The organism is Streptomyces erythrochromogenes, from assembly GCF_036170895.1.
Classification (GTDB): Bacteria; Actinomycetota; Actinomycetes; order Streptomycetales; family Streptomycetaceae; genus Streptomyces; species Streptomyces erythrochromogenes.
Map to the genome: position 1 here is coordinate 1213840 of NZ_CP108036.1, position 22701 is coordinate 1236540.

Here is a 22701-nt window from a genome sequence, read left to right on the forward strand (position 1 = left end):
CCTCGCAGGGTGACGGAGCACGTGAACACGGGATTCGAACGCGGTACCGACGGCCCGAAGGTGATCCTGGCCGGGGTGGACGGTTCCGAGTCCTCGCTGCGGGCGGCGGCCTACGCGGCCGGACTGGCCCGGCGGCAGAACGCACTGCTGGCGCTGGTGTACGTCCAGCCGGTCGTGCCGGCCGGGGCTGCGCTCGGCGCGCCCGTGGCCGACACCACCGGGGAGATCGCGGAGGGCCTGGTGGCCGAGATCCGGGCGTCGGCGGAGCGTCTGAAGGGCATCTACGAGGTGCGCTGGGAGTTCCACACCTTCCGCGGCGACCCCTACGCCGGCCTGGTGAGCGCTGCGCAGGAGCTGATGGCGGACGCGGTGGTGGTCGGCGCCTCGGAGCAGGCGGGCCACCGCATCGTCGGCTCGGTGGCGATCCGCCTGGTCAAGGCGGGCCGCTGGCCGGTGACCGTGGTCCCCTGACCGGGCCCGCCGCCCGCGCGCGGGCGGACCGAGCCCTACGGGGCGATTGCCAGGCCGTCCTTGGCGGCGCCGCGGCTGAGGACGGCCTCGGTGATCTCGTCCCGGGCGGCCTCGTAGTCCTCCCGGCCGGGGTTCTTCGCGAGGGCGTCGGGGAGGTGGACGACGCGGCCGGCGGACAGGTCCATCATCTGCGGCACGAACTCGGCCTTGGTGACCTGCCAGCGCTGTCCGGCCGCGGCCGGCGGGGCGAAGGTGAAGCGGCCGATCGAGCCGTAGTTGCCGCGCATGTCGCGGGCGCCCGTGTAGTTGAACATCTCGCCCGCCACCTGGTCGCCCATGCCGTAGACGATCCAGGTGCCGTTGACCTTCTCGTAGGGCTGCGGGATGTGCGCGTGGGTGCCGAGGATCATGTCGATGTCGGGTCGGCCGGCGGTCTGCGAGGCGGTCAGCGCCCGGCCCAGCGACAGCTGGGTCCCGTCCGGTTCGGTCTGCCACTCCGTGCCCCAGTGGACGCTCACCAGTACCACGTCCGCGCCCGCCTTCCGGGCCGCCCGGGCATCGGCGATGATCTTGTCCTGCTTCATCAGGTTGACCGCCCACGGCTGGCCGTCCGGCAGCGGGTAGCCGTTGGTGTCGTAGGTGTACGCGAGGTGCGCCACCTTGGCCGAGCCCGCCGTGTACGTGGTCACCGTGGCCGCCTCGGCCGCCGTACGGGCCGAACCGGCGTGCTTCAGGCCGACCTTGTCGAAGCGGTCCAGCGTGCGGCGCAGCCCCGCGGCGCCGTCGTCGAGGGTGTGGTTCGAGGCGGTGGAGCAGCCGTCGAAGCCGGCGTCCTTCAAGCCGTCGGCGACCTCCGGCGGGGACTTGAAGGCCGGGTAGCCGGAGAAGGGCCCGCCCTCCTCGCCGTAGATCGTCTCCATGTGGCAGAGGGCCAGGTCGGCCCCCGAGACCACGGCCTTGACGCCGGAGAACATGGGCCTGAAGTCGTAGCCGTCGTCCTGCGCGTCGTTCGCCGCCCGCTGGATGACCGAGGTGTGCGGCAGTACGTCACCGCTCGCGACCAGGGTGAAGCCCTTGGCGGCCGGTGCCCCTCCGGCGCTGGAGGGGGCCGGCGGGCCGGAGTCTGCGAGGCGGGCGGGGGCGGAGTCCCCGGCGGCCGAACAGCCCGCCGCCGCGGACAGCAGGAGGGCGGACAGGAGGGCGGCCGCCCTCGGCCGGGTGCGCGTGGTCATCAATCGGCTCCCATTTGTATGACCATCTGACATGTCATCATCTGCAATCCATATAACAACACGCAGTAAGTCAAGGAGCGGATCCGCATCGGGCCGACGGGCTCACTCCGACGGCGGACACGGCAGCGCCCTCTGCCGTTCGCCGCGCCGTTCGACCGTTCACCGACCGGCACGGCCGCCCGTCGGACCACCCGGGTGCTTGGGCGCAACACCGGGTTCTGACGGTTCCGGGTCGGCCCGCCGCAGGTCAGGGTGGACGGGGCGCCGCCCCCATGGACCCCCGCGCACCCCGGAAGGAGCCACCCGTGCCGCTCTCCCCCACCCTCCCGCGTACGGATCCCGAGGCACTGGCCGAACTCCAGCGCGACCACGGGCGGGCCCTGTTCGGTTTCCTGGTCGGCCTCACGGCCGGCGACGCCCAGCGCGCGGAAGACCTCGTGCAGGAGACCCTCGTACGGGTCTGGCAGCACCCGGAGGCGCTGGCCAGCGGGCACGAGTCCATGCGGCCCTGGCTGTTCACGGTCGCCCGGCGGCTCGCGATCGACGCCCGGCGCGCCCGGCTGTCACGGCCCCTGGAGGTGGACCCCGAGGGTCTGGAGCAGGCGCCCGCGCCCGAGGACGCGGTGGCCGGCTCGGTGACGGCGATCGACGTCCGGCGGGCCGTGGGGTCGCTGGGGCCGGAGCACCGGGAGGTGCTGCTCCAGGTCTACTTCCGGGACCGGTCGGTGGCGGAGGCGGCCGCCGAGCTCGGTATCCCCGCCGGGACCGTCAAGTCCCGCACCTACTACGCCCTGCGCGCCCTCAAGAAGGGCCTCCAGGGGTACGGCTACGGTCTCGGCGCCTGAGCAACGCGTCCCGGAACGCCGCGAACGGATGCGGACCGGACAAAAAGCGCCGCGAATTCGACATAAGACCGTCCAAGTTGAGTAAACATCCCCCGCTCCGTGAGCCGCTCGGTGAAGGCTCGGTGCTGACGACGGGACGCTCGACGCGCGGGAGAAGGTGGAACGGTGCAGCCCGAGGGTACGAACGGCACCAGTGACGGTGGGCTCGCAGTGCCCATGGCCTGGCTCTACGCCGAGTACATCGCCGACGAACTGCTGCGCACGGGCAGGCTGATCCCGGTCAGCACCCTGGAGTTCCGGGCCGGACGGGACACGCTGGCCCTGACCATCTACCTCTCCGACGCGGCCGGCGAGCTGTCCGGGATCCGCGTGGTCTCACAGCTCGACGAGTGGCTGTCGCTGACGGCGTACGGGCATCCCTGGCGCGACTGGGTGCACACCCGCTTCCTCGACCTGGGCGAGGCGGCCCGGGAACGCGGCCGCGGCGAGGACCCCGACCTGGAACTGGCCCGGGCGGCGTGGCGCTGGCTGGACGGCACGGAACTGTTCGCGACCAATCTCGACCCGGGACGGCACGGCCACGCCGACACCCCGCCGGGACTGGACGAGAACGCGCGCGTGTGGACCCCGGCCTGGCAGCTCGGCCTGCCCCTGGGCCACCTGGCGATGCACCTGTTCTGACCTGCGGGAGACACCTCTTAGGCCCTGTCGGCCGGATCCATCACCAGGCCCGTGAAATCGGCCTCGTTGCGCTCCGCCCGGCGGACGTACCACCGGGCGATCAGCCACATCACCGGATACACGAGCAGGCCGAGCACGAGCCAGACGAGCGGGCCCGTCCGGGCCCGCTCCACCACGAACACCAGCGGCAGCGACCCGACCAGGGCCGCCAGCGCGGCCAGTGCGCCCAGGCCCGCGCGCAGCTGGCTGCGCATGAGGGCCCGTACGTAGGTGGCCCCGAGGGTGGTCTGTTCGGAGATCTCCGAGCGGGCCGGGGTGTGGGCGGGCGCCCGGCGGCGGGCGCCCCGGGGCACCCCGGTGACGATCTCGCGCCGGGGCGGCGACTGCTGCTCCTCGGCCATGGTGTCGGAGTCTACGCAGCGCCCCGCTACTTGAGGAGGCGTGAGAGCCGCCGGTCGGCGAGCGGCTTCCCACCGGTCTGGCAGGTGGGGCAGTACTCCAGCGAGGAGTCGGCGAAGGACACCGAGCGGATGGTGTCCCCGCACACCGGACACGGCTCGCCCGCCCGGCCGTGCACGCGCAGCCCGCTCTTCTTCTCGGCCTTGAGCTTCCCGGCGGCGACCCCGTGCGCCCGGCCGACCGCCTCGCGCAGGGTGCCCTGGACCGCGGCGTGGAGCTGCGTGATCTGCTCCTCCCCGAAGGAGGAGGCGAGCTTGAACGGCGACACCCGGGCGGCGTGCAGGATCTCGTCGCTGTAGGCGTTGCCGATGCCCGCGATCACGCTCTGGTCCCGCAGGACGCCCTTGATCTGGCGCCGCTCCCCCTCGAGGAGCGCCGCGAAGGCGTCCCGGTCGAAGTCGTCGGCGAGCGGATCGGGGCCGAGGCGGGCGATGCCGGGCACCTCCTGGGGGTCGTGGACCACGTACACGGCGAGCCGCTTCTGGGTGCCGGCCTCGGTGAGGTCGAAGCCGCCCCCTCCCTCGAGTGCGACGCGCAGCGCCAGCGGCCCCTTGCCGGGCCGCGGCGGCTGCTCCGGCAGGGTGTCCTGCCAGCGCAGCCAGCCGGCCCGGGCCAGGTGGGTGACGAGGTGGAGCTCGCCGATCCGCAGGGCGAGGAACTTCCCGTGGCGGGCGACGGCTCCGGCCGACTGCCCTTCGAGGGCGGTCAGCGGCGGGTCGTACGTCTTGAGCACGCTCACCGCGAGCGGGAGGACGCGCTCGACCACCCGCCCGGTGAGGTGTTCGTCGAGGTACTCGCGCAGGGCCTCGACCTCGGGCAGCTCCGGCATGGTCCCAGCCTGCCGCCGCCTCAGGCGAAACGCGAGCTGGACACGGGGCCGGGCGACGCGACCCGGTCCCGGGGGCCCGTGAGCCAGCCGGGGGCGACCCCGGCCGCGAAGGCGCGGAAGGCCTCGTCCGGATCGGGCGGGGTCGCTCCGTCGCCGCCGTCCGGGGCGGGGTCCGCCGCGGCTACGTCCCGGGCGATCTCCTCCTCGGGCCGGTCGTCGTCCCGCCACGGCGGGACCGCGTACTGGCACAGCAGCGTGCTGAAGTCGGCGCTCACCGCGGGTGGATCGGTCCAGCAGGTGGCGTGCTCGGACAGGATCTGGCCGTCGGTGCGCGCGTGCAGCGTGCGGACGAGGTCCGGGTCGGCCCTGTTCAGGTCGTACGCGACGACGAGGGTGTCCCTGCGGTCCGGCTCGTACGGGACGGCGGGCAGCCCGAGCACCGCGGCGGCGGCGAGGCCGAGGATCCGGTCGGACCGGCCGGGCAGCAGCGAGACGGCGGCGGGGCGGCGCCCGGCGGCCTCCAGGGCGAGCCCGAGGCGGGCCAGGCCGTGGCGGCACTGTTCGTGGGAGTCGCCGAGGTAGGCGTACCGGCCGGTCATCCCGGCGTCCCAGCCGTACGGGGACAGGGTGGCGAGCAGTCCGCCCGTGAGGCCGTAGTGCCAGCCGCGCAGGTCTGCCGGGCCGAACGGGTCGGGGTGTCCGGCGCTCCGCTGGGCGCGGCGGGACTGCCCGCTGCGCAGGACCTGGCGGACTTGGCGGTCCCGTGCGGGCTCCCACTGCGGGTCCTCGGGCGCGGGGAGGGCCGACGCCAGCCGTTCGGCGGTGTCCAGGTCTCCGGCGAACAGGGTGTTGTGCACGAGGAGGTAGGTCTCGGGCCAGGCGGGCAGCCGGTCGCCGCGGCCGGAGAGCAGTGCGGCGGCCTCCGCGTGCCGGCGCTCGTCCTCCAGGGCGGAGACGAGCTCGGCGAGGAGCGTGCGCGAGTCGGGGAGCAGCCCGAGGGCCTCGCGCAGCGGTGCGACGGCGAGGAAGGCGATGCCGCGCTCGACGCAGGCGTACCCGAAGTCGTAGAGGACCTGCGGTTCGTGGGCCCGCTCGGCGGCCTTGCGGGCGGCGTCGGCCAGGTCCTCGAACCCGGCCTTGTCGGCCAGGGCCCTGGCGGCCTCGGCGAGTTCGGCGATCGGTGCCGTCTCGGCGTACGGCCGCAGGGACCGGACCGCTCCGGGCAGATCGTCCTGCTTCAGCAGACGGCGTACTTCGTCCATGGCGTTGGTCATCGCCCCTGATCCTTGACGACCCCTGCCGCCCCCCGCAACGGACTTTCTCCCCGCGGTCCGGCTCCGGCGCCGCTCTCAGCCCACGACGAACTCGCACCAGACGCACTTGCCGCTGCCGCGCGGCTCCACGCCCCATACGTCCGCCAGCCGGTCCACCAGCATCAGGCCGCGGCCGGAGACCCCCGAGTCGCCGGCCTCCCGTCGGCGCGGGAGCGCGCTGGAGCGGTCGGCGACCTCCACGCGCAGTCTGTGTTCGTGGCCCGCCAGGATGCGCAGGGTCACGATGGCGGGGCCGTCCGTGTGCATGAGCGCGTTCACGATCAGCTCGTCCGCGACCAGCTCGATCTCGTCGGCCCGCTCCCGCGCGCCCCAGGCGCGCACCGCCGCCCCGATCATGTGGCGGGCCGCCACCAGGGCCTCCGGGTCTCCCGGTGCCACGTGCTGCTGCAGCCGGCCGCCGCCGGGCGGCGCGGGGGCGGGCCGGCGCCGCAGCAGCAGGAGGGCCATGTCGTCGTTGCCGCCGCGATCGGTGACGATCTCGCACAGCCGGTCGGCGAGGAGCTGCAGGTCGGCGGGGCCGCTGCGGATGTGGGCGGTCAGTATGTGGATCCCGTCGTCGAGGTCGGCGCCGGGGTGTTCGACGAGGCCGTCGGTACACAGCAGGAGCGTTTCTCCCGGATCGAGTTCCACGGTGGTCACCGGGTATTCCAGCCGGCCGAACTCCGCAGACAGGCCGAGCGGCATGCCGCCGCCCACCGGGAGTCGGTGGCAGTCCCCGTCCCGGGTGCGCAGCAGCGGGTCGATGTGGCCCGCCCGGACCACCTGGAGCACCCCGGTGGAGAGGTCGGCCTCCACGTACGTGCACGTCGCGAAGCGCTCGGTGTCCAGCTCGTGCAGGAAGACGGAGGCCCTGGCCATGACGGTGCCGGGCGAGTGGCCCTCGGCGGCGTACGCGCGCAGGACGATCCGCAGCTGGCCCATGACGGCGGCCGCATGGGTGTCGTGGCCCTGGACGTCGCCGATGACGGCGCCGACCCGGCCGCCGGGCAGCGGGATGACGTCGTACCAGTCGCCGCCGATGTCCTGACCCATCCGGGCGGAGCGGTACCGTACGGCGATCTCGCCGCCGGGCACCGAGGGGATCCGCCGGGGCAGCATGGCCTGCTGGAGGCCCTCGGCGAGATCGTGCTCCTGTTCCAGCAGCATGGCCCGCTGGAGGCTCTGCGCGATGCTGCTGCCGAGGGCGACGAGCAGGTTGCGCTCCTCCTGGGTGAAGCCGTCCTTGTCCTGGTAGAGCAGGCCGATGGCGCCGATCGGGCGGGCCTGGGCGATCAGCGGCAGGTAGGCGGCCGCCGAGATCCGCATGTACGAGATCTTCGCCCAGAGCGCCGGGTAGTCCCGGGCGAACTCCTCCGCCGAGTCGAGGAAGCGCGGCTGGAGGGAGCGGACGACCTCGCTCATCGGGTACTGCTCGTCGATGCGCGTGTAGCGGGTCCCGGGGACGAAGCTGCCCTCCGGGCCTTCGGCGACGAGGTGGATCCGGCCGGCTTCGACGAGGCCCATCACCATGCCCATCGAGCCCAGCCGTTCCAGGCCGTGGGCGTCGCCGAGCGCGTCGATGACGTCCTGCACGGTCCGGGCGTGCGCGAGGGCGGCGGTCGTGCTCTCCACCACCGAGGTCTGCCGGCGCCGCTCCTCGTCGAGTCCGAGCCGTTCCGCCGAGTGGCTGAGCTCCTCGGTCGCGTCCCGGACGATGCCGATGATCCGGTGCGGCCGCCCGTCCGGCTCGCGCATGACGCGGCCCTGGGTGTGCGTCCAGCGCAGCCGCCCGTCGCGGCAGCGGATGCGGAAGTAGGCGCCGTAGCTGTCCACCTCGCTCTTGAGCGCGGAGGAGACCATGGCGTCGAGCCGTGCCGACTCGGCCGGCGGGACGCGCGGGGACAGCGAATCGGGCCGGCCGTCGTACTCGTCGGAAGTCATGTCGAAGACGCCGAGGGCGGCTTCGTCCATGTGCATGAGACCGGTGACCAGGTCCCAGTCGAAACTTCCCATGCGGTTGAGCGAGAGCGACCGGTCCGGGTGTGCGGGCCAGTCGTCCGGCAGCGATACGGTGGTCGGCACCGGTCCACCATGACACACGGGCCGGTCAGGCGCTCTCCAGCGACTGGCCCTCGTCGGACGGCGCCGGCTGGAGGTCGGGGTCGGCGTAGGGGTCCGCGGAGGGCTCCGCGTACGGCTCGGCGTACGGATCCGTATAGGGGTCCGCGTAGGGGTCGGCGTACGGGTCCTGGGGATCGACGGGCTGCGTGGCCGATCCGTCGGGGTACGGCGGGAGGGCGGGATCGACGGGGTCCTGCGTCAGCGGGTCGGTCGGGACGTCCGACGGCGGCCGTTTCTGGGGCTGCTGCGGCTGTCGCGGCCGGGTGGAGGGGTTCAGCGGCACGGCGGGGCTCTGCTGGGCGTTGCCGCCCGGTGGGCTCTGCGGGGCCGACGGGTCCGACGGGCAGTCCGCCGGCCCGTATCCCGGGGTGCTCGCGCAGGGGGCGGCCGACGCGGCGCCGGAGGCCGCGGGGCCGCTGGGGATGCCGTCGGCCGGGTCGTACGGGGGCAGGGCCTGCGGGGTCCGGTCCTGGGCGCCGTCGTCGCCGCGCTTGCGCTCGATCCACGTGTTGTTCGCGATGTTGACGATCACCAGGTTGTTGATCACGTGGGCGGTGGGTTCGATCACGACGACCTGGTTGGCCTGGTAGCCGTTCCACGGGTCGCCCTTGTGCACCGGGCTCCCCTTGGCCGCGCGCGGGGAGCCGAGCGGGTTTCCGCAGCCGCACCGGACGCGGGGCATGCCGTGGTCGTCGACCAGGACGGCGGTGCCGGCCTGGAGGACGGACTGGTAGGACTCGGCGCGGCCGCCGCGGAAACCGTGGTTGGTGACGCGGGTGTCGGCGCGCAGCACGACAGGGGTGAGACCGCGCAGGAAGTCGGGGATCTTCGCCTCTTCGATCCCGGACGCCTCGGCGAAGGCGCGGGCCTTGGCGCTGTCCTCGGTCAGGTAGCCGACCTGCTGTTCCACGTCGCAGCTGCCGAGCCGCTGGGTGCCGCCGTAGAGGCCGGGGGTGGCCGCGTTGACCGTGCGGATGCCCTGCCCGGTGGGATTGGGCAGCGGGGGCTGGACGGGGGCCGACTCGCCGGTGGCCGAGGAGGCGGTGAAGGGGTCCGGGCCGGCGCTGGCCACCGGCTGGAGGTGGACCTCCTGGCTCTCGGGTCCGGCCGCGCTGGTCGGCTCGTGGTGTCCGCCGCAGGCCGCGGCGAACAGGCCGAGGAGGGCGAAGAGGGCGGCGCCGGCCGGTGCCTGACGACGCGACGCCTGACGAGGTGTCGGAAGTGACGGTCCGTTCACAAATTTCTCCCTTTTCGCCCCGAGTACTCCCTCTTGTCTGCCGCATCCGCACGAGAGCCGCAACCGGAGCGCTTCTTGAACATGTTCAAGGAACCTCGTAGAGTCACCCCAGCGAGTTGAACGCGTTCAAGACGTTGGCCGGCCGCGCTGTCGCCGACCTGCCGCAGACCGACAGGAGGACCCGCCGTGACCCGCCTCGTCAGCGTCGGCCGTGACACCCCCACCTACCCCGACAGGGGCGCGACGGCCCACCGCCCCCTGCCCGCCGGGTACCGCCACCTGCGCCACCGCACCCGCCTGGGGCACGGCCGGGCCGTCTTCGAGTCCGCCGGGGCCGCCGTGACCACCTTCCACGCGCACCGGGCCGCCGGCCTGCGGGTGCGGGCCGGCGTCGGTGCAGTCCGGCCGGGCATCCGCATCCTCGTCGGGATCGGCCGCGGGCCCCTGCGGGTGGACGCGCCGTGCGAGGTGGTCTGGACGGCGTACGAGCCCGCCCGGATCGGTTTCGCCTACGGGACGCTGCCCGGGCACCCCGCGTGCGGGGAGAAGTCCTTCGTCGTCGACATCGACCCCGACGGCACGGTGTGGTTCACGGTGACGGCCTTCAGCCGCCCGAACCGCTGGTACACCCGCCTCGCCGGACCCGTGGTCCCCTTCCTCCAGCAGCACTGCGCCCGCCGGATCGGCCGCCGGCTGCGCAGACTGGCCGATGCCCGCCGACCGGCCGGATACTGGAGGCGATGGACTGGTTCACGGCGCCCGGGTACTGGCTCGCCCGGCTGGTCTTCCAGCGGGCCCTGGCCGGCGTCTACCTCGTCGCCTTCGTCGGGGCCGCACTGCAGTTCCGGGCCCTGATCGGGGCGCACGGCATGCTGCCCGTGCCGCACTACGTACGGTACGTGCCCTTCCGGCGCGCCCCGAGCCTGTTCCAACTGCGCTACTCGGACCGGCTCTTCGCGGGCTGCGCCTGGGCCGGGGCCGCGCTGGCGGCGGCCCTGGCCGCCGGGGCCGGGGACGAGGTGCCGCTGGCCGCGGCCATGGCCATGTGGGCCGCGCTGTGGCTGCTCTACCTCTCCATCGTGAACGTCGGCCAGACCTGGTACTCCTTCGGCTGGGAGTCGCTGCTGCTGGAGGTGGGCTTCCTCGCCGTGTTCCTCGGAAACGCCCGGACCGGGCCGCCGGTGCTGGTGCTGTGGCTGCTGCGCTGGGTGCTCTTCCGCGTGGAGTTCGGGGCCGGGCTGATCAAGATGCGCGGGGACCCCTGCTGGCGGGGGCTCACCTGCCTGTACTTCCACCACGAGACGCAGCCCATGGCGGGGCCGCTGAGCTGGTTCTTCCACCACCTGCCCAAACCGCTGCACCGGGTGGAGTGCGCCGCCAACCACGTGACGCAACTGGTCGTCCCGGTGCTGCTGTTCACCCCGCAGCCGGTCGCCTCGTACGCCGCGGGGGCCGTCATCGCGACGCAGCTGTGGCTCGTGCTGTCCGGCAACTTCGCCTGGCTGAACTGGCTGACGATCACCCTCGCCGTGTCGGCCGTGGACTTCACCGGGCTCGCCGGGCCGCCCCCGGCCGCCGCCTCACGGCCGGCTCCCGCGTGGTTCGCCGTTCTGGTCTGTGCGGTGACCGCCTTGGTCCTGTTCCTCAGCCGCCACCCGGTGCTCAACATGATCTCGCGCCGCCAGGTGATGAACCGCTCCTTCGACGCGCTGCACCTCGTCAACACCTACGGGGCCTTCGGCTCGGTCGGCCGCGTCCGCATGGAGGTCGCGGTGGAGGGCACCGCGGACCGGGTGCCGCGCGAGGACGGCGCCTGGAAGGAGTACGGATTCAGAGGCAAACCCGGTGAACCGGGCCGGCTGCCGCGCCAGTTCGCCCCCTACCACCTGCGCCTGGACTGGCTGATGTGGTTCGCGGCGATCTCCCCCGGCTACGCGCGCGACTGGTTCGGGCCGTTCGTGGAGCGGCTGCTGGCGGGCGACCGGGACACGCTGCGGCTGCTGCGCCACAACCCGTTCCCGGACGCGCCGCCCGTGTACGTCCGGGCCCTGCTCTACCGCTACCGCTTCACCACCTGGCGGGAGCTGCGCGAGACCGGGGACTGGTGGCACCGCACGCTGGTGCGCGAGTACCTCCCGCCGACCCGGCTCGCGCAGGCCCGCCTGTCAGAGCCCGAGTAGCGCGGCCTCCCGTTCGGCGTCGAGTCCGGGGGCCGGCCGGTCGGTCCGCTGCGGGGCCCGGCCGCCGAGGGTGCGCAGCCAGGCCCAGGTGTCGGCCACGGTCTCCTCGACGGGGCGGCACTTCAGCCCGGTCTCCAGCGCCCTGGTCACGTCGCCGCCGAACATGTGGTCGTACGACTCGCCCTCGGGGAGCCAGACCGGGAGCTCGGTCCAGGGCTCGACCCCGGCCGCGACGATCGGTGCCGGGTCGGTCCAGCGCAGTTCGGCGCCGCTGCCGGTGACGGCGGCGCAGGCGTCGAGGAGCGAGCCCATGGTGGCGTGCCCGACCGGCGAGACCAGGTTGTACGGGCCTCCGAGCCCGGCTTCGGCGGCGTCCAGGGTCCAGTGCGCGAGGTCGCGTACGTCGATGTACTGGATCGGGAGTCCGCGCGGGCCGGGGGCGAGCACCGGGCCGCCGCGCGCGATGCGGCCGAGCCACCACGGCAGCCGGCCGACGTTCTCGTACGGGCCGAGGATCAGCCCGGCGCGGACCAGCAGGGCGCGGTCGGCGAAGGCGTCCAGCGCGGCGAGTTCGCCGCCCCTCTTGTCCTCGGCGTAGGCGGTCGCCCCGGCGTCCGGCGAGCCCTCGACGAGGAGGCCGTCCTCCCCCTGCCCGGCGGGGGCCGGGTAGGCGTACACCGAGCGGCTGGAGACGTACGCGTACCTCCCGGCCCGGCCGCTCAGCAGGCGGGCGCTGTCGCGCACCGCCGTGGGGGCTCCGCCCCAGGTGTCGACGACGAGGTCCCACTCCCCCTCGGCGAGGGCGGCCAGGCCGCCGGGGGCGGTGCGGTCCCCGTGCAGGGCGCGGGTCCCCGGCGGGGGCTCGTGGTGCCCCCGGTGGAAGACGGTCACCTCCCAGCCCCGGGCGAGGGCCTCCTCGGTGATCGCGCGTCCGACGAATTCGGTACCACCCAGCATCAGCAGCTTCATGCGCCCACCCTGGCCCGGCGGGCCGGGCCGCGGAAGCGGTGATCGCTCTCGGCGATGACGCTCAGGGCGTAGCGGGCTGCTGCTGCCCTGTCAGACAGGGCAGCGCCCCCGGTGCGGGTGGGCACGAGGGGGCGCTTGCACCGCTCTGCGGATCGGTGCGGAGGATACGCGGACTAGTCGATGCCGGGCAGGATGTGCGACTCCGCCAGGTCGTCCTCGTACCCGGCCAGCCGGATCGGGGCGGAACGCGCCCAGACTTCCAGGCTTCCGAGTTCGTCGGACCGCGTCTTGGCACGCGATCCGGTCCGCTCCAGCAACTTCGGTTCGGGCTGCGTCTTTTCAGTCACCGCGCACTCCTCTGTGTCGCGTAACCCGGCAGGCTGACCGCGAGCCGGGCAAGGGATCAAGGGTTCCGGACGCGGTGGCGCCTTAGTGGAGCGCGGCCCGGATGGGGGCCGTCTTGATGCCCCAGGGTACACATATGAGCGGACCTCCGCTCGATAGGAAGGCAAAATCCGCTGCGCCCTCTCAGTTTCGTCCCGAGTTCAGCAAGTCGTCGGCCGGCGGGTGGGTCACGGATGGTGTGCTCGGACCCGGATGCGCGGGGCGCGACGGAGGGGGTCGGCGGTGGCGGGGTCCGGAGCGGCGGAGGCCGAAGTGCCGTACGTCACAAGCGTGGTTGAGCTGATGGAGCTGCTGCACGCCGACCGCGACGATCACGCCCTGCGGACCGCGGCGCTGCTCCGCCGCTCCCACCCCGCCGACAAGGAACTGCAGCTCGCGGGCCTGCTGCACGACATCGGCCGGATGCTCCGTCCGGGTGACGGAGCGCGACACGCCGTACTCGCAGCGGAGGCGGTGCGCCCCCTGCTGGGCGAGCGGGTGGCCCGGCTCGTACGGCTCCACGCGCCGGCCGCGGCGGGCGGCGGGTCCGACGGCGCCGACCCGCCGGGCGAGGACGCGGAGGCGGTGGCCACCCTGCGCCGGGCCCGCGAGGCGGCGGGGGCGTGCGGACTGGACGCGGGCGCGCTGGAGGACTGGCGTGCGCTGCTGGAGCTGGTCGCGGCGGGGTCCTGCCGGGCCCGGAACGCGATCGGCCCCCTCGGTTCGCCGAGGGGGCCGATCACGGGCACGCAGTAGGGCGGGGCCCGCCGGGGCTACCAGTTCGCCGGGGCGTAGTCCTTCAGGAAGACGCCGAACAGGTCCTCGCCCGCCTCGCCGCGCACGATCGGGTCGTAGACCCGGGCCGCGCCGTCGACCAGGTCGAGGGGGGCGTGGAAGCCCTCCTCGGCGAGGCGCAGCTTGTCGAAGTGCGGACGCTCGTCGGTGATCCAGCCGGTGTCGACCGAGGTCATCAGGATCCGGTCGGTCTGGAACATCTCCTGGCCGCTGGTTCGCGTCACCATGTTCATCGCGGCCTTGGCGGCATTGGTGTTCGGGTGCCCCGCGCCCTTGTAACCGCGGCTGAAGACGCCCTCCATCGCCGAGACGTTCACGACGTACGCCCGGCCGCTGGACGACTTCCGGGCGGCATCGGCCATGGCCGGCCGAAGTGCGCTGATCAGGATGAACGGCGACGTGTAGTTGCACAGCTGGGTCTCGAGCAGCTCCACCGGGGAGATCTGGTCGATGGTCTGCACCCAGGTGTTGCTGTCGACGACGTCGGGCAGCAGGCCGCCCGCGTCGATGGCGGTGCCGGCGAGGTGCCGCTCCAGGCTGGCGTTGCCGGCGACCAGGGCGAGGTCGGCGACCTTCTGCGCCTCGAGCCCGCTCACCCCGACGGGCAGCGCCGCCAGGCCGTCGACCGCGCCCGAGTTGAAGGCGCCGATGACGTGGTGGGCGGGGAGCTCTCCGGCGGGCAGCGGCGCGGACTCCCCCTCGACCAGCGCCGCGTAGGCGGTGGGCAGGCGGCGCACGGTCTGCGTAGCGTTGTTGATCAGGATGTCGAGCGGACCGGCCGCCGCCACCTGTTCGGCGAGGGCCACGGACTGGGCCGGGTCGCGCAGGTCGATGCCGACGACCTCCAGGCGGTGCATCCAGTCCGCCGAGTCCTCCATCGCCTTGAAGCGGCGGATGGCGTCCTTGGGGAAGCGCGTGGTGATCGTGGTGTGGGCGCCGTCACGCAGCAGCCGCAGCGCGATGTACATGCCGATCTTGGCGCGGCCGCCGGTGAGCAGCGCGCGCTTGCCGGCGAGGTCCGCCCGGGCCTCGCGCTTGGTCCGGTTCTCGACGGCGCAGTCCGGGCAGAGCTGGTGGTAGAAGTAGTCGACCTCGACGTACCGCGTCTTGCAGACGTAGCAGGAGCGGGGGCGCTGGAGTATCCCGGCGATCCGGCCGGCCTCCGTGACCGAGGAGGGCAGGATGCCCTCGGTCTCGTCGTCGATGCGCTCGGCGGAGCCGGTCGCGGTCGCCTCGGTGACGGCCTTGTCGTTGGCGGTCTTGGCGGCGCGGCGCTCCTGGCGGCGGCGCTGCTTGACCGTGCGGTAGACGCCCGCCGTGGCGCGGCGCACGGCGATGGCGTCCGGGTGGTCCACGTCGATCGTGTCGAGTTCGGCGAGCACGTCGAGGCAGAGCGCCAGCCGCTCGGGGTCGATGCCCGGTCCGTAGGCCTGTGCCTGGTCGTGGCTGTCTTCGGTCACCGTCATGGCCGCTGCCGTTCCTTGGTCACTCGTCCGCATCCGCCTGCTGCGGAGGTCCTCAAAAGGGGAACTGTACGGATCGGACGCGCCCCGAGCCAAACCCGCGGCCCGGAACCTCACGTACCGCGAACAGGCCGTCACCGTACGGGTTCACGTGGCCGCCGTGGGGCGCGGTAGGGGTGGCACTGCGCTGATGGAAGGGCCACGCTGCGTACTCCCGTACTACGTCGGGAGTATGACTCGTGACCACCTGTGGGCGGAGGAATAGCGCAGATGGGTCGGGCATTGTGGAGCTTATGAGTGCACTGGCGCTGTCGGTCTTGCTCTGCCTCGTGTCCGCCGTGGCGTACGCGGGCGGCGCGATCGTCCAGGAGAGGGTCGCGGCGAGCACGCCGGACCGGCGGTACGCACCGCTGCGCCGAGGCGGCTGGTGGGTGGCGGTCGGGCTGAACGGCCTCGGCGCGCTGCTGCACGTGGTGGCGCTCGCGTACGGGCCGCTGAGCCTGGTCCAGCCGCTGGGGGCGCTCACCATCGTGTTCGCGCTGCCGATGGCGGCCGTCTTCGTACGGCGCCGGGCGGGTGCGGCGGCCTGGCGCGGGGCGGTGCTGGCCACGGTCGGACTCGCGGGTCTGCTGGCGCTGACCGGGGGTGACGGACGGGCGGAGCAGTCCCTGGCGGGAGACGAGCGGAGCCTGCTGCTCGTGGTGACCGGGGCCGCGGTGGCGGCGCTGTTCCTGGCGGCGCACCGGATGCACCGGGCGGTACTGCACAGCGTGCTGCTGGCCGCGGCGGCCGGCACGGCCTTCGGCATGGCCTCGGTGTTCACCAAGTCGGTCGCCGAGAACGTCGGACCGGGTGCGCCGGCCGGCCTGTGGCCGGACCTGGCGGCGATCGCGGTGCTGGCGTCGGGCGGGCTGCTGCTGTCCCAGGCGGCCTACCGGGGCGCCGGCCTGACCGCGCCGCTGGCCACGGTGACGGTGGTCAATCCGGTGGTCGCGGCGACGGTCGGGATCACGCTCTTCGCCGAGGGCTTCCGCTACGGGGCCGCCGGCACTGCGGCGGCGCTGGCCAGCGCCGTGCTGGCGGCGGCCGGCCTGGTCCTGCTCACGGCCGTGCCGCCCGGTCGGCGCGGGTCAGATGCGGACGCCGTGGCTCCGCAGGTATTTCAGGGGGTCGATGTCGGAGCCGTAGCCGGGTGCCGAGCGGATCTCGAAGTGCAGGTGCGGGCCGGTGCTGTTGCCGGTCGAGCCGGAGCGGCCGATCCGCTGGCCTCCGGAGACCTGCTGGCCCGACTTCACGCCGAGCGCCGAGAGGTGGGCGTACTGGGAGTACCGGCCGTCGGTGTGCCGGATGACGACCTGGTAGCCGTAGGCGCCGGCCCAGCCCGCGGAGACGACCTGGCCGGGTCCGACGGACTTGACGGTGGTGCCGGTGGCCACGGGAAAGTCGACGCCCGTGTGGTAGCCGCTGGACCAGGAGGATCCCGAGACGCGGTACGCGGTGCCGAGGGCGGCGTCGACGGGAGCGGAGAACCCGCCCGCGGCCGGCTTCTGCTGCGCTGAGGCGGGTCGGGTGTCGGGCTTCTCGGCCGGCTTTTCGACAGGCTTCTCGACGGGCTTCTCGGCCGGTTTCGGGGCCTGCTTCCCGGTCGGCTTCGGCGCGGGCCGCTCCGCCGGCTTCTCGGCGGCCGGCTCGCCGGGCTTGACCGGCTCGGCGGTCCGGGGCGGCTTCTCCGGGTTCTGCGCGGGCGGAGCCGGCGGGGCGGTGGTGACCCTCATCGTGAGGCGCTGCCCGGGGAAGATCAGGTTCGGGTTGTCGCCCACGACGGCCCGGTTGGTCTCGTAGAGCGCCTGCCAGCCGCCCTCGACGCGCTGCTCGGTGGCTATCGCGGAGAGCGAGTCGCCCGGCGCGACGACGTACGGGTTGGGCAGGACCGAGGTTCCGGTCGGGCGCGGCGCGGTGCCCTGTACCGGGGTCGCCTTCACCTCCCGGGTCCGGGGCTGCGAACCGGCCTGGGGCTGAGCGGGTACCTGAGCGGCGAGGGCCGGTGACGGCCCGCCACGCGTGAGGCCCGCCCCCTTGCCGCAGTGGGGCCAGGCCTGCGGCCCCTGCCCCTTGAGGACCTTCTCCGCGACCGCTATCTGCTGTTCCTTGGTGGCCAGGTCGGCGCGCGGGGCGTACGTGGTCCCGCCGAAGGCCCGCCAGGTGCTCTGGCTGAACTGGAGTCCGCCGTAGTAGCCGTTGCCGGTGTTGATGCGCCAGTTGTTGGTCGACTCGCAGGCGGCGACCTTGTTCCAGGTGTCGACGGAGGCCGCGTCGGCCACTCCGGCACCCATCAGGGGGAGCGCGATCCCCGCGCCTCCCGCGGTCACGGCCAGCGAGGCCCGGTTGATACTGCTCGGCTGATACCGGCGGTGCCGGCCCCGTACGCCCATGGGAGCCCCCATCGAAGACATCAGGAATCGCACAACGTAACGTCGGGATCATTGCATGACAAGGGAGCAACGGGGCGCTGCTCAGCGGAACTTGACAATGACACGGCGGGCGTCGGCGCCGCCCGCCCCTCGGCGGGGTAGCGTCGGCACAGCCCGCACACCGAAGCACGCAGGAGCGCACAGATGAGCACCAGCACGGCCCAGATCGGCGTCACCGGCCTCGCAGTCATGGGCAGCAACCTCGCCCGCAACTTCGCTCGCAACGGATTCACCGTGGCCGTCCACAACCGCACCACCGCCAGGACCACGGCGCTGGTGGAGGAGTTCGGACACGAGGGCGCGTTCGTGGCCGCCGAGTCGGCCAAGGAGTTCGTCGATGCGCTGGAGCGCCCCCGACGCATCGTCATCATGGTGAAGGCCGGGGACCCCACCGATGCCGTGATCCGCGAGTTCGCCCCGCTCCTGGAGGAGGGCGACGTCATCATCGACGGCGGGAACGCGCACTTCGAGGACACCCGGCGTCGCGAGCGGGAACTGCGCGCACAGGGCATCCACTTCGTCGGCGTGGGCATCTCGGGCGGCGAGGAGGGCGCGCTGCTCGGCCCGAGCATCATGCCGGGCGGCTCACAGGAGTCGTACGCGTCGCTCGGCCCCCTGCTGGAGAAGATCGCGGCGAAGGCCGCCGACGGTACGCCGTGCACCTCCCACGTGGGTCCCGACGGCGCCGGACACTTCGTCAAGATGGTCCACAACGGCATCGAATACGCCGACATGCAGCTCATCGCCGAGGCCTACCACCTGCTGCGCGAGGTCGCCGGCTACTCCCCCGCGAAGATCGCGGAGACCTTCCGGGACTGGAACCGGGGCCGGCTGGACTCGTACCTGATCGAGATCACGGCGGAGGTGCTCGCCCACACGGACGCGGCGACCGGGCAGGCGTTCGTCGACGTCGTGGCCGACGCCGCCGAACAGAAGGGCACCGGGCGCTGGACCGTGCAGATCGCCCTGGACCTCGGCGTCCCGGTGTCGGGGATCGCCGAGGCCGTGTTCGCCCGCGCCGTCTCGGGCCACGCGGACCTGCGGACGGCCGCTCGCGGACTCGCGGGCCCGGCGCCCGCCGCGCTGTCGCCGGAGGCGGCGGACGCGTTCGCCGCGCAGGTGGAGGAGGCCCTGTACGCGTCGAAGATCGTCTCGTACACGCAGGGGTTCCACCAGATCCGGGCCGGCAGCGAGGAGTACGACTGGAACGTGGACCTGGGCGCGGTGGCCTCCCTGTGGCGCGGCGGCTGCATCATCCGGGCGGCGTTCCTCGACCGGATCCGCGCGGCCTACGACGCCCGGCCCGACCTGCCGAGCCTGCTGGCGGACGAGCGCTTCGCCGAGGAGATCGGGGCGGCGCAGGAGGGCTGGCGGTCGGTGATCGCGGCGGCGGTGGGCGCGGGCATTCCGGTGCCGGCCTTCGCCGCCTCGCTGGCGTACTACGACGCGCTGCGCGCGGAGCGGCTCCCCGCGGCCCTCACGCAGGGCCAGCGGGACTTCTTCGGGGCGCACACCTACCGGCGGACCGACCGCGAGGGCTCGTTCCACACCCTCTGGAGCGGCGACCGCTCCGAGGTCCGCACGGACTGACGGTGCCGCTCAGCTCCAGGGCCCGGGCTGGGGAACCGGCGCGGGTCCCGGGGGCGGGGGGATGGGGTCCGGCTCGGGTACGGGGCCGGGCACGGGCGGCACGGGGCGCGGGACCGGCTCGGGGTCCGGGAACGGGTTCGGGGCCGGCTTCGGGTCGGGCTCGGGGGCCGGCGGCTGCGTGTCTTCGAGTGTTCGCACCATATACGGCACTTTCCCGCGATTGCGTCCCGTACGCGTCCCGCGCCCCTGCGGTGCGGCCGTCAGTGCGAGAGGGCGAGCGCGGCGGCGAGGCCCGGGCCGGGGCTGGCCAGTACGGGGGTCCCGGTCGTGGCCAGCTCGGCCGCGCCGGCCATGGACGCCTGGGCCAGGACGATGACGTCCGCACCGGTGACGGCGTCCGCGGCGTCGGCCACGTGGGCGAGGTAGCGGGCGGTGTCCCCCGCCTCGAAGCACTCCCAGGCGCCGGCGACGAGGTGCGTACGGACCGACACGGGCCGCCCGCCGGCCTCCTCGGCGAGCAGCTCCGCGGTCGGGGCGAGGGTCGATGCGAGGGCGGCGAGGACGGCGATGCGCGGGCCGGTGCGCACGGCCGCGGCCGCCATCGGCCGGTCCACCCGCAGCACCGGGGCGCCGACGGCCGGAGCCAGCGCCTCGGCGGTCGCCCCGATGGTGGAGCAGGTGACCAGCGCGGGGCCCGGCCCGGCTCCGGCGAGCAGTTCCAGCAGGGCCGGGGCCACGGACGACGGCCCGTGCGCGCGGGCCCGGTCCAACAGCTCCGGCACCACCAGGTGCCGCAGTACGGCCCCCGGGTGGTGCCGGTCGCGCAACGCGTCGAAGACGGGGACGTGCACGGGCGAGGTGTGCAGCAGGATCAGGTCCGGGACCGTCACCACAGGTCCGAGCCGGCCGCCAGCTGCGCCTTCGCGGCCGCGACGACCTCGGCCGGCGCGACGGGCGCCTCGTCGGGGTGTTTGGCCGCCCAGCTCGCCGCATACGGGCAGAGCGGAACCACGGGAACGCCCTCGGCCCCGGCGAGTCCGTAGAAGGTCCTCACCAGACCTCCGGCGATGCCCCGGCCCTCGTGGCCCGGCTCGACGACCGTGTGCACCGCCACCAGGGCGTGGGGCGGCTCGGCGAGCACGAAGTAGGCGATGTACCCGACCGCCGTCCCGTCCTCGACGGCGAGCAGTCGCCCGGCTTTGCGCTCGTCCTGGAACTCGATCGGCGCGTTCGGGCTGCTGGGGCTATCCGGCATGGTCCCGGGCTCCTTCTCGGACTTATCGGAGGGCGACGGCGTGGGGGCTGCGCTCCTGGTCCGTACCCGGTACCGGTGCGGAGGGGTCGGCCCCCAGTTCGACGATCCGGTTGTCGGCGTCGACGTGCACGACGCGGGGCTTCAGCGACCGGGCCTCGGCGTCCTCGACCTGGGCATAGCTGATGAGGATGACGAGGTCCCCGGGGTGCACCAGGTGCGCGGCGGCCCCGTTGATCCCGATCACGCCGGATCCGCGCTCGCCCTCGATGACGTAGGTCTCCAGCCTCGCGCCGTTGGTGATGTCCACGATGTGGACGAGCTCCCCGGGCAGCAGATCGGCGGCGTCCAGCAGGTCGGCGTCAACGGTCACGGACCCGACGTAGTGCAGGTCGGCCTGGGTGACGGTAGCCCGGTGGATCTTGGACTTGAACATCGTACGCAGCATGGAGAAACTCCCGGATTGTCGGCTCCCTGCCCGCTTTATGCAGGTCAAGGGCGTCCTGCACTCTACACCGGTGCGTGTCGGAGGGGGGATCATAAACTAAAATCGACTGCCTCTGACGGGAAGGCTCCCGGCCCTGCACTTCCGTGCGGACCAGGCCGTCGTGACGCCGCCGACCAGGCGCCCGTTCGATCAGGCACTTCGGAACGCTCGGGGACGGGTGCTGACCGGATGCCGACATACCTGATGGCCCATCAGGGGCTTGGGGGCACAGGACGAACCGCTCCCCTGGGCACCTCAGGCTTTCCCACCGTGATCAAGTAGCCGGTCGTCGCCAGGCGGGTCACACCCTCCGCACACGGGCCAGTTGCCGTGCCGCCACGACTCGCTTCCCCCTGGCCGAATCACCCAGGCTCGTGGACCACCTCGCTCGCCTCTTCCCTTCGGTCACTCATCACCCTTACCCCGGAGCGGACGTCCACCTCGCGCAGGACCGCGCCGAGGACGTCCTCGAGCCACACCGCCTCCGATCGGCCCATTTGCCTGGCGGCCCGATCTCCTCCGGGACCTCGAACTGCGCTGCGCGCACAGTCCCTGGAGCAGGCAGGGAAGGGTCAATGCGCAGACCACCCAAGCCGTCTTGGCGCTTCGACCACGGGGCGCGAGCTCCGAGCGGCCTAGGATCGGGTACCGATATCGGATTCGTCACTGCGGTGGCGGAGTACAGAGGTGGAACGGGTGAGGGAGTTCCAGCGGGGCGCGGTACGGCTGCACATCCTGCACCACGCGGCCGAAGGGGAGATCCACGGCGCGTGGATGGCCCGGGAACTCGCCGGTCACGGCTACCAGATCAGTCCGGGGACCCTGTATCCGACGCTTCACCAGCTGGAGACGGACGGGCTGCTGGTGTCCGAGCAGCGGGTGGTCGAGGGCCGCACCCGCCGGGTGTACCGGGCGACCGATGCGGGGAAGGCGGCGCTGGCCGAGGACCGGCGGGCACTGGCCGAGCTGGCCCGGGAGGTTCTGCCCGCGGCGGACCTCCTCCGCCCGTAGCCTGGCGGCCGGGGTCAGCGGACCGCGGCGTCCGCCGTGGCAGCAGGGACAGCGGTCGTGCGGGCCAGGCGTGCATCGAGTGAGAGGGCGCCTGCACCTGCCACGAGCAGGAAGAGGCGCACCGCCAGCACCACGGCCACGATCACCCGCGTCAGCAGCGCCGACTTCTGCACCCCGGCGTAGTTCACCGCGGTCAGCGCCACCACCGCCGCGACTGCGACCGCGTGCTCCTGACCGGGCGACACGTACGAGCCCACCGTCAGCGCCATGGCTGCGCAGGAGGCTGTCTTGCCCACCACGAACCCCCACCCGGCGAGGTAGCCCCAGAAGTCACCCAGCCGCTCGCGGCCGTAGACATAGGTGCCGCCCGACGCCGGGTACCGGGCGGCGAGACAGGCGGAGGAGGTGGCGTTGCAGTACGCGACCACGGCGGCCAGGGCCAGGCTGATCAACAGTCCGGAGCCGGCCGCGTGCGCGGCCGGCGCAAGTGAGGCGAAGATCCCGGCGCCGATCATCGACCCCAGGCCGATCACCACGGCGGCGGTGACGCCGAGCCGCCGCTGCAACGCGTCCGGCATCCCGGCGGCCCCCGATGGCTGGCTCATGGACTCACTCCTCAGCGGCGGGGCGCACCTCTTACGGACTCCGATATCGGCAGGCGATATAAGAGCTCTTCGCGCCACCGAGCGAGGGTCGAACGCGGACAAGACCCCTCGAAATCCGCAGGCGGTCCGCTGTCCGCTCTCTCTGGCGTACGGGACGAAGTGGGCTGGTCCTGCGGAGGAACCGGAGCGGACCAGGTGGATGACCTCGGTGCGGGGCGTCGTACGCCGAGTCGTCGACGGCGCGGTCGCGCGTCGGCGGTGAGCGCGTCGGCCTACGCCGTTCACCGCCGCCTCTGCTGCCCGACG

General features: G+C 73.3%; 20 protein-coding genes and 3 pseudogenes. 9 read left to right on the forward strand and 14 right to left on the reverse strand.

What is annotated here, in order from left to right; genetic code table 11:
* Nucleotides 1–9 precede the first annotated feature (9 nt).
* A complete protein-coding gene (locus tag OHA91_RS05830; RefSeq protein WP_031147185.1) occupies nucleotides 10–471 on the forward strand; it encodes a universal stress protein in 462 nt (153 codons plus the stop codon).
* Nucleotides 472–506: 35 nt separating this feature from the next.
* On the opposite strand, the gene OHA91_RS05835 is transcribed toward OHA91_RS05830, so the two are convergent.
* Complete coding sequence (locus OHA91_RS05835) at nucleotides 507–1703, reverse strand: CapA family protein (RefSeq protein ID WP_031147184.1); 1197 nt, start codon at nucleotides 1701–1703, stop codon at nucleotides 507–509.
* A 305-nt stretch (nucleotides 1704–2008) separates the two neighbouring features.
* Between OHA91_RS05835 and OHA91_RS05840 the strand changes: the two genes are divergently transcribed.
* Both OHA91_RS05840 and OHA91_RS05845 read left to right on the forward strand, forming a co-directional pair.
* Nucleotides 2009–2548 (forward strand): sigma-70 family RNA polymerase sigma factor, encoded by a 540-nt coding sequence (locus OHA91_RS05840; protein WP_031147183.1) that lies wholly within the window; start codon nucleotides 2009–2011, stop codon nucleotides 2546–2548.
* A gap of 216 nt (nucleotides 2549–2764) precedes the next feature.
* Nucleotides 2765–3229: a hypothetical protein gene (locus OHA91_RS05845; RefSeq protein WP_051892804.1), complete on the forward strand. Its 465-nt coding sequence runs from the start codon at nucleotides 2765–2767 to the stop codon at nucleotides 3227–3229.
* 17 nt (nucleotides 3230–3246) lie between these two features.
* Here the strand turns inward: OHA91_RS05845 and OHA91_RS05850 are convergent, their stop codons facing one another.
* The 5 genes from OHA91_RS05850 to OHA91_RS05870 form a co-directional block, all read right to left on the reverse strand.
* A complete protein-coding gene (locus OHA91_RS05850; protein ID WP_266494161.1) occupies nucleotides 3247–3630 on the reverse strand; it encodes a hypothetical protein in 384 nt (127 codons plus the stop codon).
* Between the two features lie 26 nt (nucleotides 3631–3656).
* On the reverse strand, nucleotides 3657–4517 hold the full coding sequence (locus tag OHA91_RS05855) for an Fpg/Nei family DNA glycosylase (protein ID WP_328738772.1): 861 nt from the start codon (nucleotides 4515–4517) through the stop codon (nucleotides 3657–3659).
* A gap of 20 nt (nucleotides 4518–4537) precedes the next feature.
* Nucleotides 4538–5791 (reverse strand): hypothetical protein, encoded by a 1254-nt coding sequence (locus tag OHA91_RS05860; protein ID WP_328738773.1) that lies wholly within the window; start codon nucleotides 5789–5791, stop codon nucleotides 4538–4540.
* A 75-nt stretch (nucleotides 5792–5866) separates the two neighbouring features.
* The gene (locus OHA91_RS05865) at nucleotides 5867–7930 is read right to left on the reverse strand and encodes a SpoIIE family protein phosphatase (protein ID WP_328738774.1); all 2064 of its coding nucleotides are present in this window, start codon (nucleotides 7928–7930) and stop codon (nucleotides 5867–5869) included.
* A gap of 7 nt (nucleotides 7931–7937) precedes the next feature.
* On the reverse strand, nucleotides 7938–9188 hold the full coding sequence (locus tag OHA91_RS05870) for a DUF6777 domain-containing protein (protein ID WP_051892720.1): 1251 nt from the start codon (nucleotides 9186–9188) through the stop codon (nucleotides 7938–7940).
* A 186-nt stretch (nucleotides 9189–9374) separates the two neighbouring features.
* Between OHA91_RS05870 and OHA91_RS05875 the strand changes: the two are divergent.
* Together OHA91_RS05875 and OHA91_RS05880 are read left to right on the forward strand one after the other, a co-directional pair.
* Nucleotides 9375–9902 (forward strand): annotated as a pseudogene (locus OHA91_RS05875) (DUF1990 family protein); the annotation flags it as partial.
* A gap of 26 nt (nucleotides 9903–9928) precedes the next feature.
* Nucleotides 9929–11368, forward strand: coding sequence for a lipase maturation factor family protein (locus OHA91_RS05880; protein WP_031147169.1), 1440 nt, complete (start codon nucleotides 9929–9931; stop codon nucleotides 11366–11368).
* Here the strand turns inward: OHA91_RS05880 and OHA91_RS05885 are convergent.
* Together OHA91_RS05885 and OHA91_RS05890 are read right to left on the reverse strand one after the other, a co-directional pair.
* On the reverse strand, nucleotides 11354–12337 hold the full coding sequence (locus tag OHA91_RS05885) for an NAD-dependent epimerase/dehydratase family protein (protein ID WP_031147167.1): 984 nt from the start codon (nucleotides 12335–12337) through the stop codon (nucleotides 11354–11356). The genes OHA91_RS05880 and OHA91_RS05885 overlap by 15 nt on opposite strands.
* A 173-nt stretch (nucleotides 12338–12510) precedes the next feature.
* Nucleotides 12511–12684: a hypothetical protein gene (locus tag OHA91_RS05890; RefSeq protein ID WP_158714715.1), complete on the reverse strand. Its 174-nt coding sequence runs from the start codon at nucleotides 12682–12684 to the stop codon at nucleotides 12511–12513.
* A gap of 340 nt (nucleotides 12685–13024) precedes the next feature.
* Between OHA91_RS05890 and OHA91_RS05895 the strand changes: the two genes are divergently transcribed.
* On the forward strand, nucleotides 13025–13477 hold the full coding sequence (locus OHA91_RS05895; RefSeq protein ID WP_051892802.1) for an HD domain-containing protein: 453 nt from the start codon (nucleotides 13025–13027) through the stop codon (nucleotides 13475–13477).
* A gap of 17 nt (nucleotides 13478–13494) precedes the next feature.
* On the opposite strand, the gene OHA91_RS05900 is transcribed toward OHA91_RS05895, so the two are convergent.
* Nucleotides 13495–14982, reverse strand: coding sequence for an SDR family NAD(P)-dependent oxidoreductase (locus tag OHA91_RS05900; protein ID WP_031147162.1), 1488 nt, complete (start codon nucleotides 14980–14982; stop codon nucleotides 13495–13497).
* Between the two features lie 290 nt (nucleotides 14983–15272).
* On the opposite strand from OHA91_RS05900, the pseudogene OHA91_RS05905 reads away from it, so the two are divergent.
* A pseudogene (locus OHA91_RS05905) lies at nucleotides 15273–16055 on the forward strand (DMT family transporter); the annotation flags it as partial.
* Between the two features lie 54 nt (nucleotides 16056–16109).
* Here OHA91_RS05905 and OHA91_RS05910 read toward each other — a convergent pair.
* Nucleotides 16110–17411, reverse strand: a complete 1302-nt coding sequence (locus OHA91_RS05910) for a transglycosylase family protein (protein WP_328741091.1) — start codon at nucleotides 17409–17411, stop codon at nucleotides 16110–16112.
* A 183-nt stretch (nucleotides 17412–17594) separates the two neighbouring features.
* On the opposite strand from OHA91_RS05910, the gene gndA reads away from it, so the two are divergent.
* The gene (gndA, locus tag OHA91_RS05915; RefSeq protein ID WP_031147156.1) at nucleotides 17595–19040 is read left to right on the forward strand and encodes an NADP-dependent phosphogluconate dehydrogenase; all 1446 of its coding nucleotides are present in this window, start codon (nucleotides 17595–17597) and stop codon (nucleotides 19038–19040) included.
* A 260-nt stretch (nucleotides 19041–19300) separates the two neighbouring features.
* Here the strand turns inward: gndA and OHA91_RS05920 are convergent, their stop codons facing one another.
* From OHA91_RS05920 to panD, 3 genes are read right to left on the reverse strand one after another with little or no spacing between them, the layout of a single operon-like run.
* Nucleotides 19301–19933, reverse strand: a complete 633-nt coding sequence (locus OHA91_RS05920) for an aspartate/glutamate racemase family protein (RefSeq protein ID WP_328738775.1) — start codon at nucleotides 19931–19933, stop codon at nucleotides 19301–19303.
* Nucleotides 19927–20295, reverse strand: coding sequence for a GNAT family N-acetyltransferase (locus OHA91_RS05925; RefSeq protein WP_031147151.1), 369 nt, complete (start codon nucleotides 20293–20295; stop codon nucleotides 19927–19929). The genes OHA91_RS05920 and OHA91_RS05925 overlap by 7 nt, the downstream gene beginning before the upstream one ends.
* A 22-nt stretch (nucleotides 20296–20317) precedes the next feature.
* Nucleotides 20318–20740: an aspartate 1-decarboxylase gene (panD, locus tag OHA91_RS05930; protein WP_031147150.1), complete on the reverse strand. Its 423-nt coding sequence runs from the start codon at nucleotides 20738–20740 to the stop codon at nucleotides 20318–20320.
* A gap of 735 nt (nucleotides 20741–21475) precedes the next feature.
* On the opposite strand from panD, the gene OHA91_RS05935 reads away from it, so the two are divergent.
* On the forward strand, nucleotides 21476–21790 hold the full coding sequence (locus tag OHA91_RS05935; RefSeq protein WP_328738776.1) for a PadR family transcriptional regulator: 315 nt from the start codon (nucleotides 21476–21478) through the stop codon (nucleotides 21788–21790).
* A 71-nt stretch (nucleotides 21791–21861) separates the two neighbouring features.
* Here the strand turns inward: OHA91_RS05935 and OHA91_RS05940 are convergent.
* A pseudogene (locus OHA91_RS05940) lies at nucleotides 21862–22395 on the reverse strand (APC family permease); the annotation flags it as partial.
* Nucleotides 22396–22701 lie beyond the last annotated feature (306 nt).

Coding starts and splice junctions, on each gene's coding strand:
- OHA91_RS05835 (WP_031147184.1), bottom strand. CDS start 1,703: ATGACCACGCGCACCCGGCCGAGGGCGGCCGCCCTCCTGTCCGCCCTC.
- OHA91_RS05845 (WP_051892804.1), top strand. CDS start 2,765: ATGGCCTGGCTCTACGCCGAGTACATCGCCGACGAACTGCTGCGCACG.
- OHA91_RS05850 (WP_266494161.1), bottom strand. CDS start 3,630: ATGGCCGAGGAGCAGCAGTCGCCGCCCCGGCGCGAGATCGTCACCGGG.
- OHA91_RS05855 (WP_328738772.1), bottom strand. CDS start 4,517: ATGCCGGAGCTGCCCGAGGTCGAGGCCCTGCGCGAGTACCTCGACGAA.
- OHA91_RS05860 (WP_328738773.1), bottom strand. CDS start 5,791: ATGACCAACGCCATGGACGAAGTACGCCGTCTGCTGAAGCAGGACGAT.
- OHA91_RS05880 (WP_031147169.1), top strand. CDS start 9,929: ATGGACTGGTTCACGGCGCCCGGGTACTGGCTCGCCCGGCTGGTCTTC.
- OHA91_RS05885 (WP_031147167.1), bottom strand. CDS start 12,337: ATGAAGCTGCTGATGCTGGGTGGTACCGAATTCGTCGGACGCGCGATC.
- OHA91_RS05895 (WP_051892802.1), top strand. CDS start 13,025: ATGGAGCTGCTGCACGCCGACCGCGACGATCACGCCCTGCGGACCGCG.
- OHA91_RS05900 (WP_031147162.1), bottom strand. CDS start 14,982: ATGACGGTGACCGAAGACAGCCACGACCAGGCACAGGCCTACGGACCG.
- OHA91_RS05910 (WP_328741091.1), bottom strand. CDS start 17,411: ATGGGCGTACGGGGCCGGCACCGCCGGTATCAGCCGAGCAGTATCAAC.
- gndA (WP_031147156.1), top strand. CDS start 17,595: ATGAGCACCAGCACGGCCCAGATCGGCGTCACCGGCCTCGCAGTCATG.
- OHA91_RS05925 (WP_031147151.1), bottom strand. CDS start 20,295: ATGCCGGATAGCCCCAGCAGCCCGAACGCGCCGATCGAGTTCCAGGAC.
- panD (WP_031147150.1), bottom strand. CDS start 20,740: ATGCTGCGTACGATGTTCAAGTCCAAGATCCACCGGGCTACCGTCACC.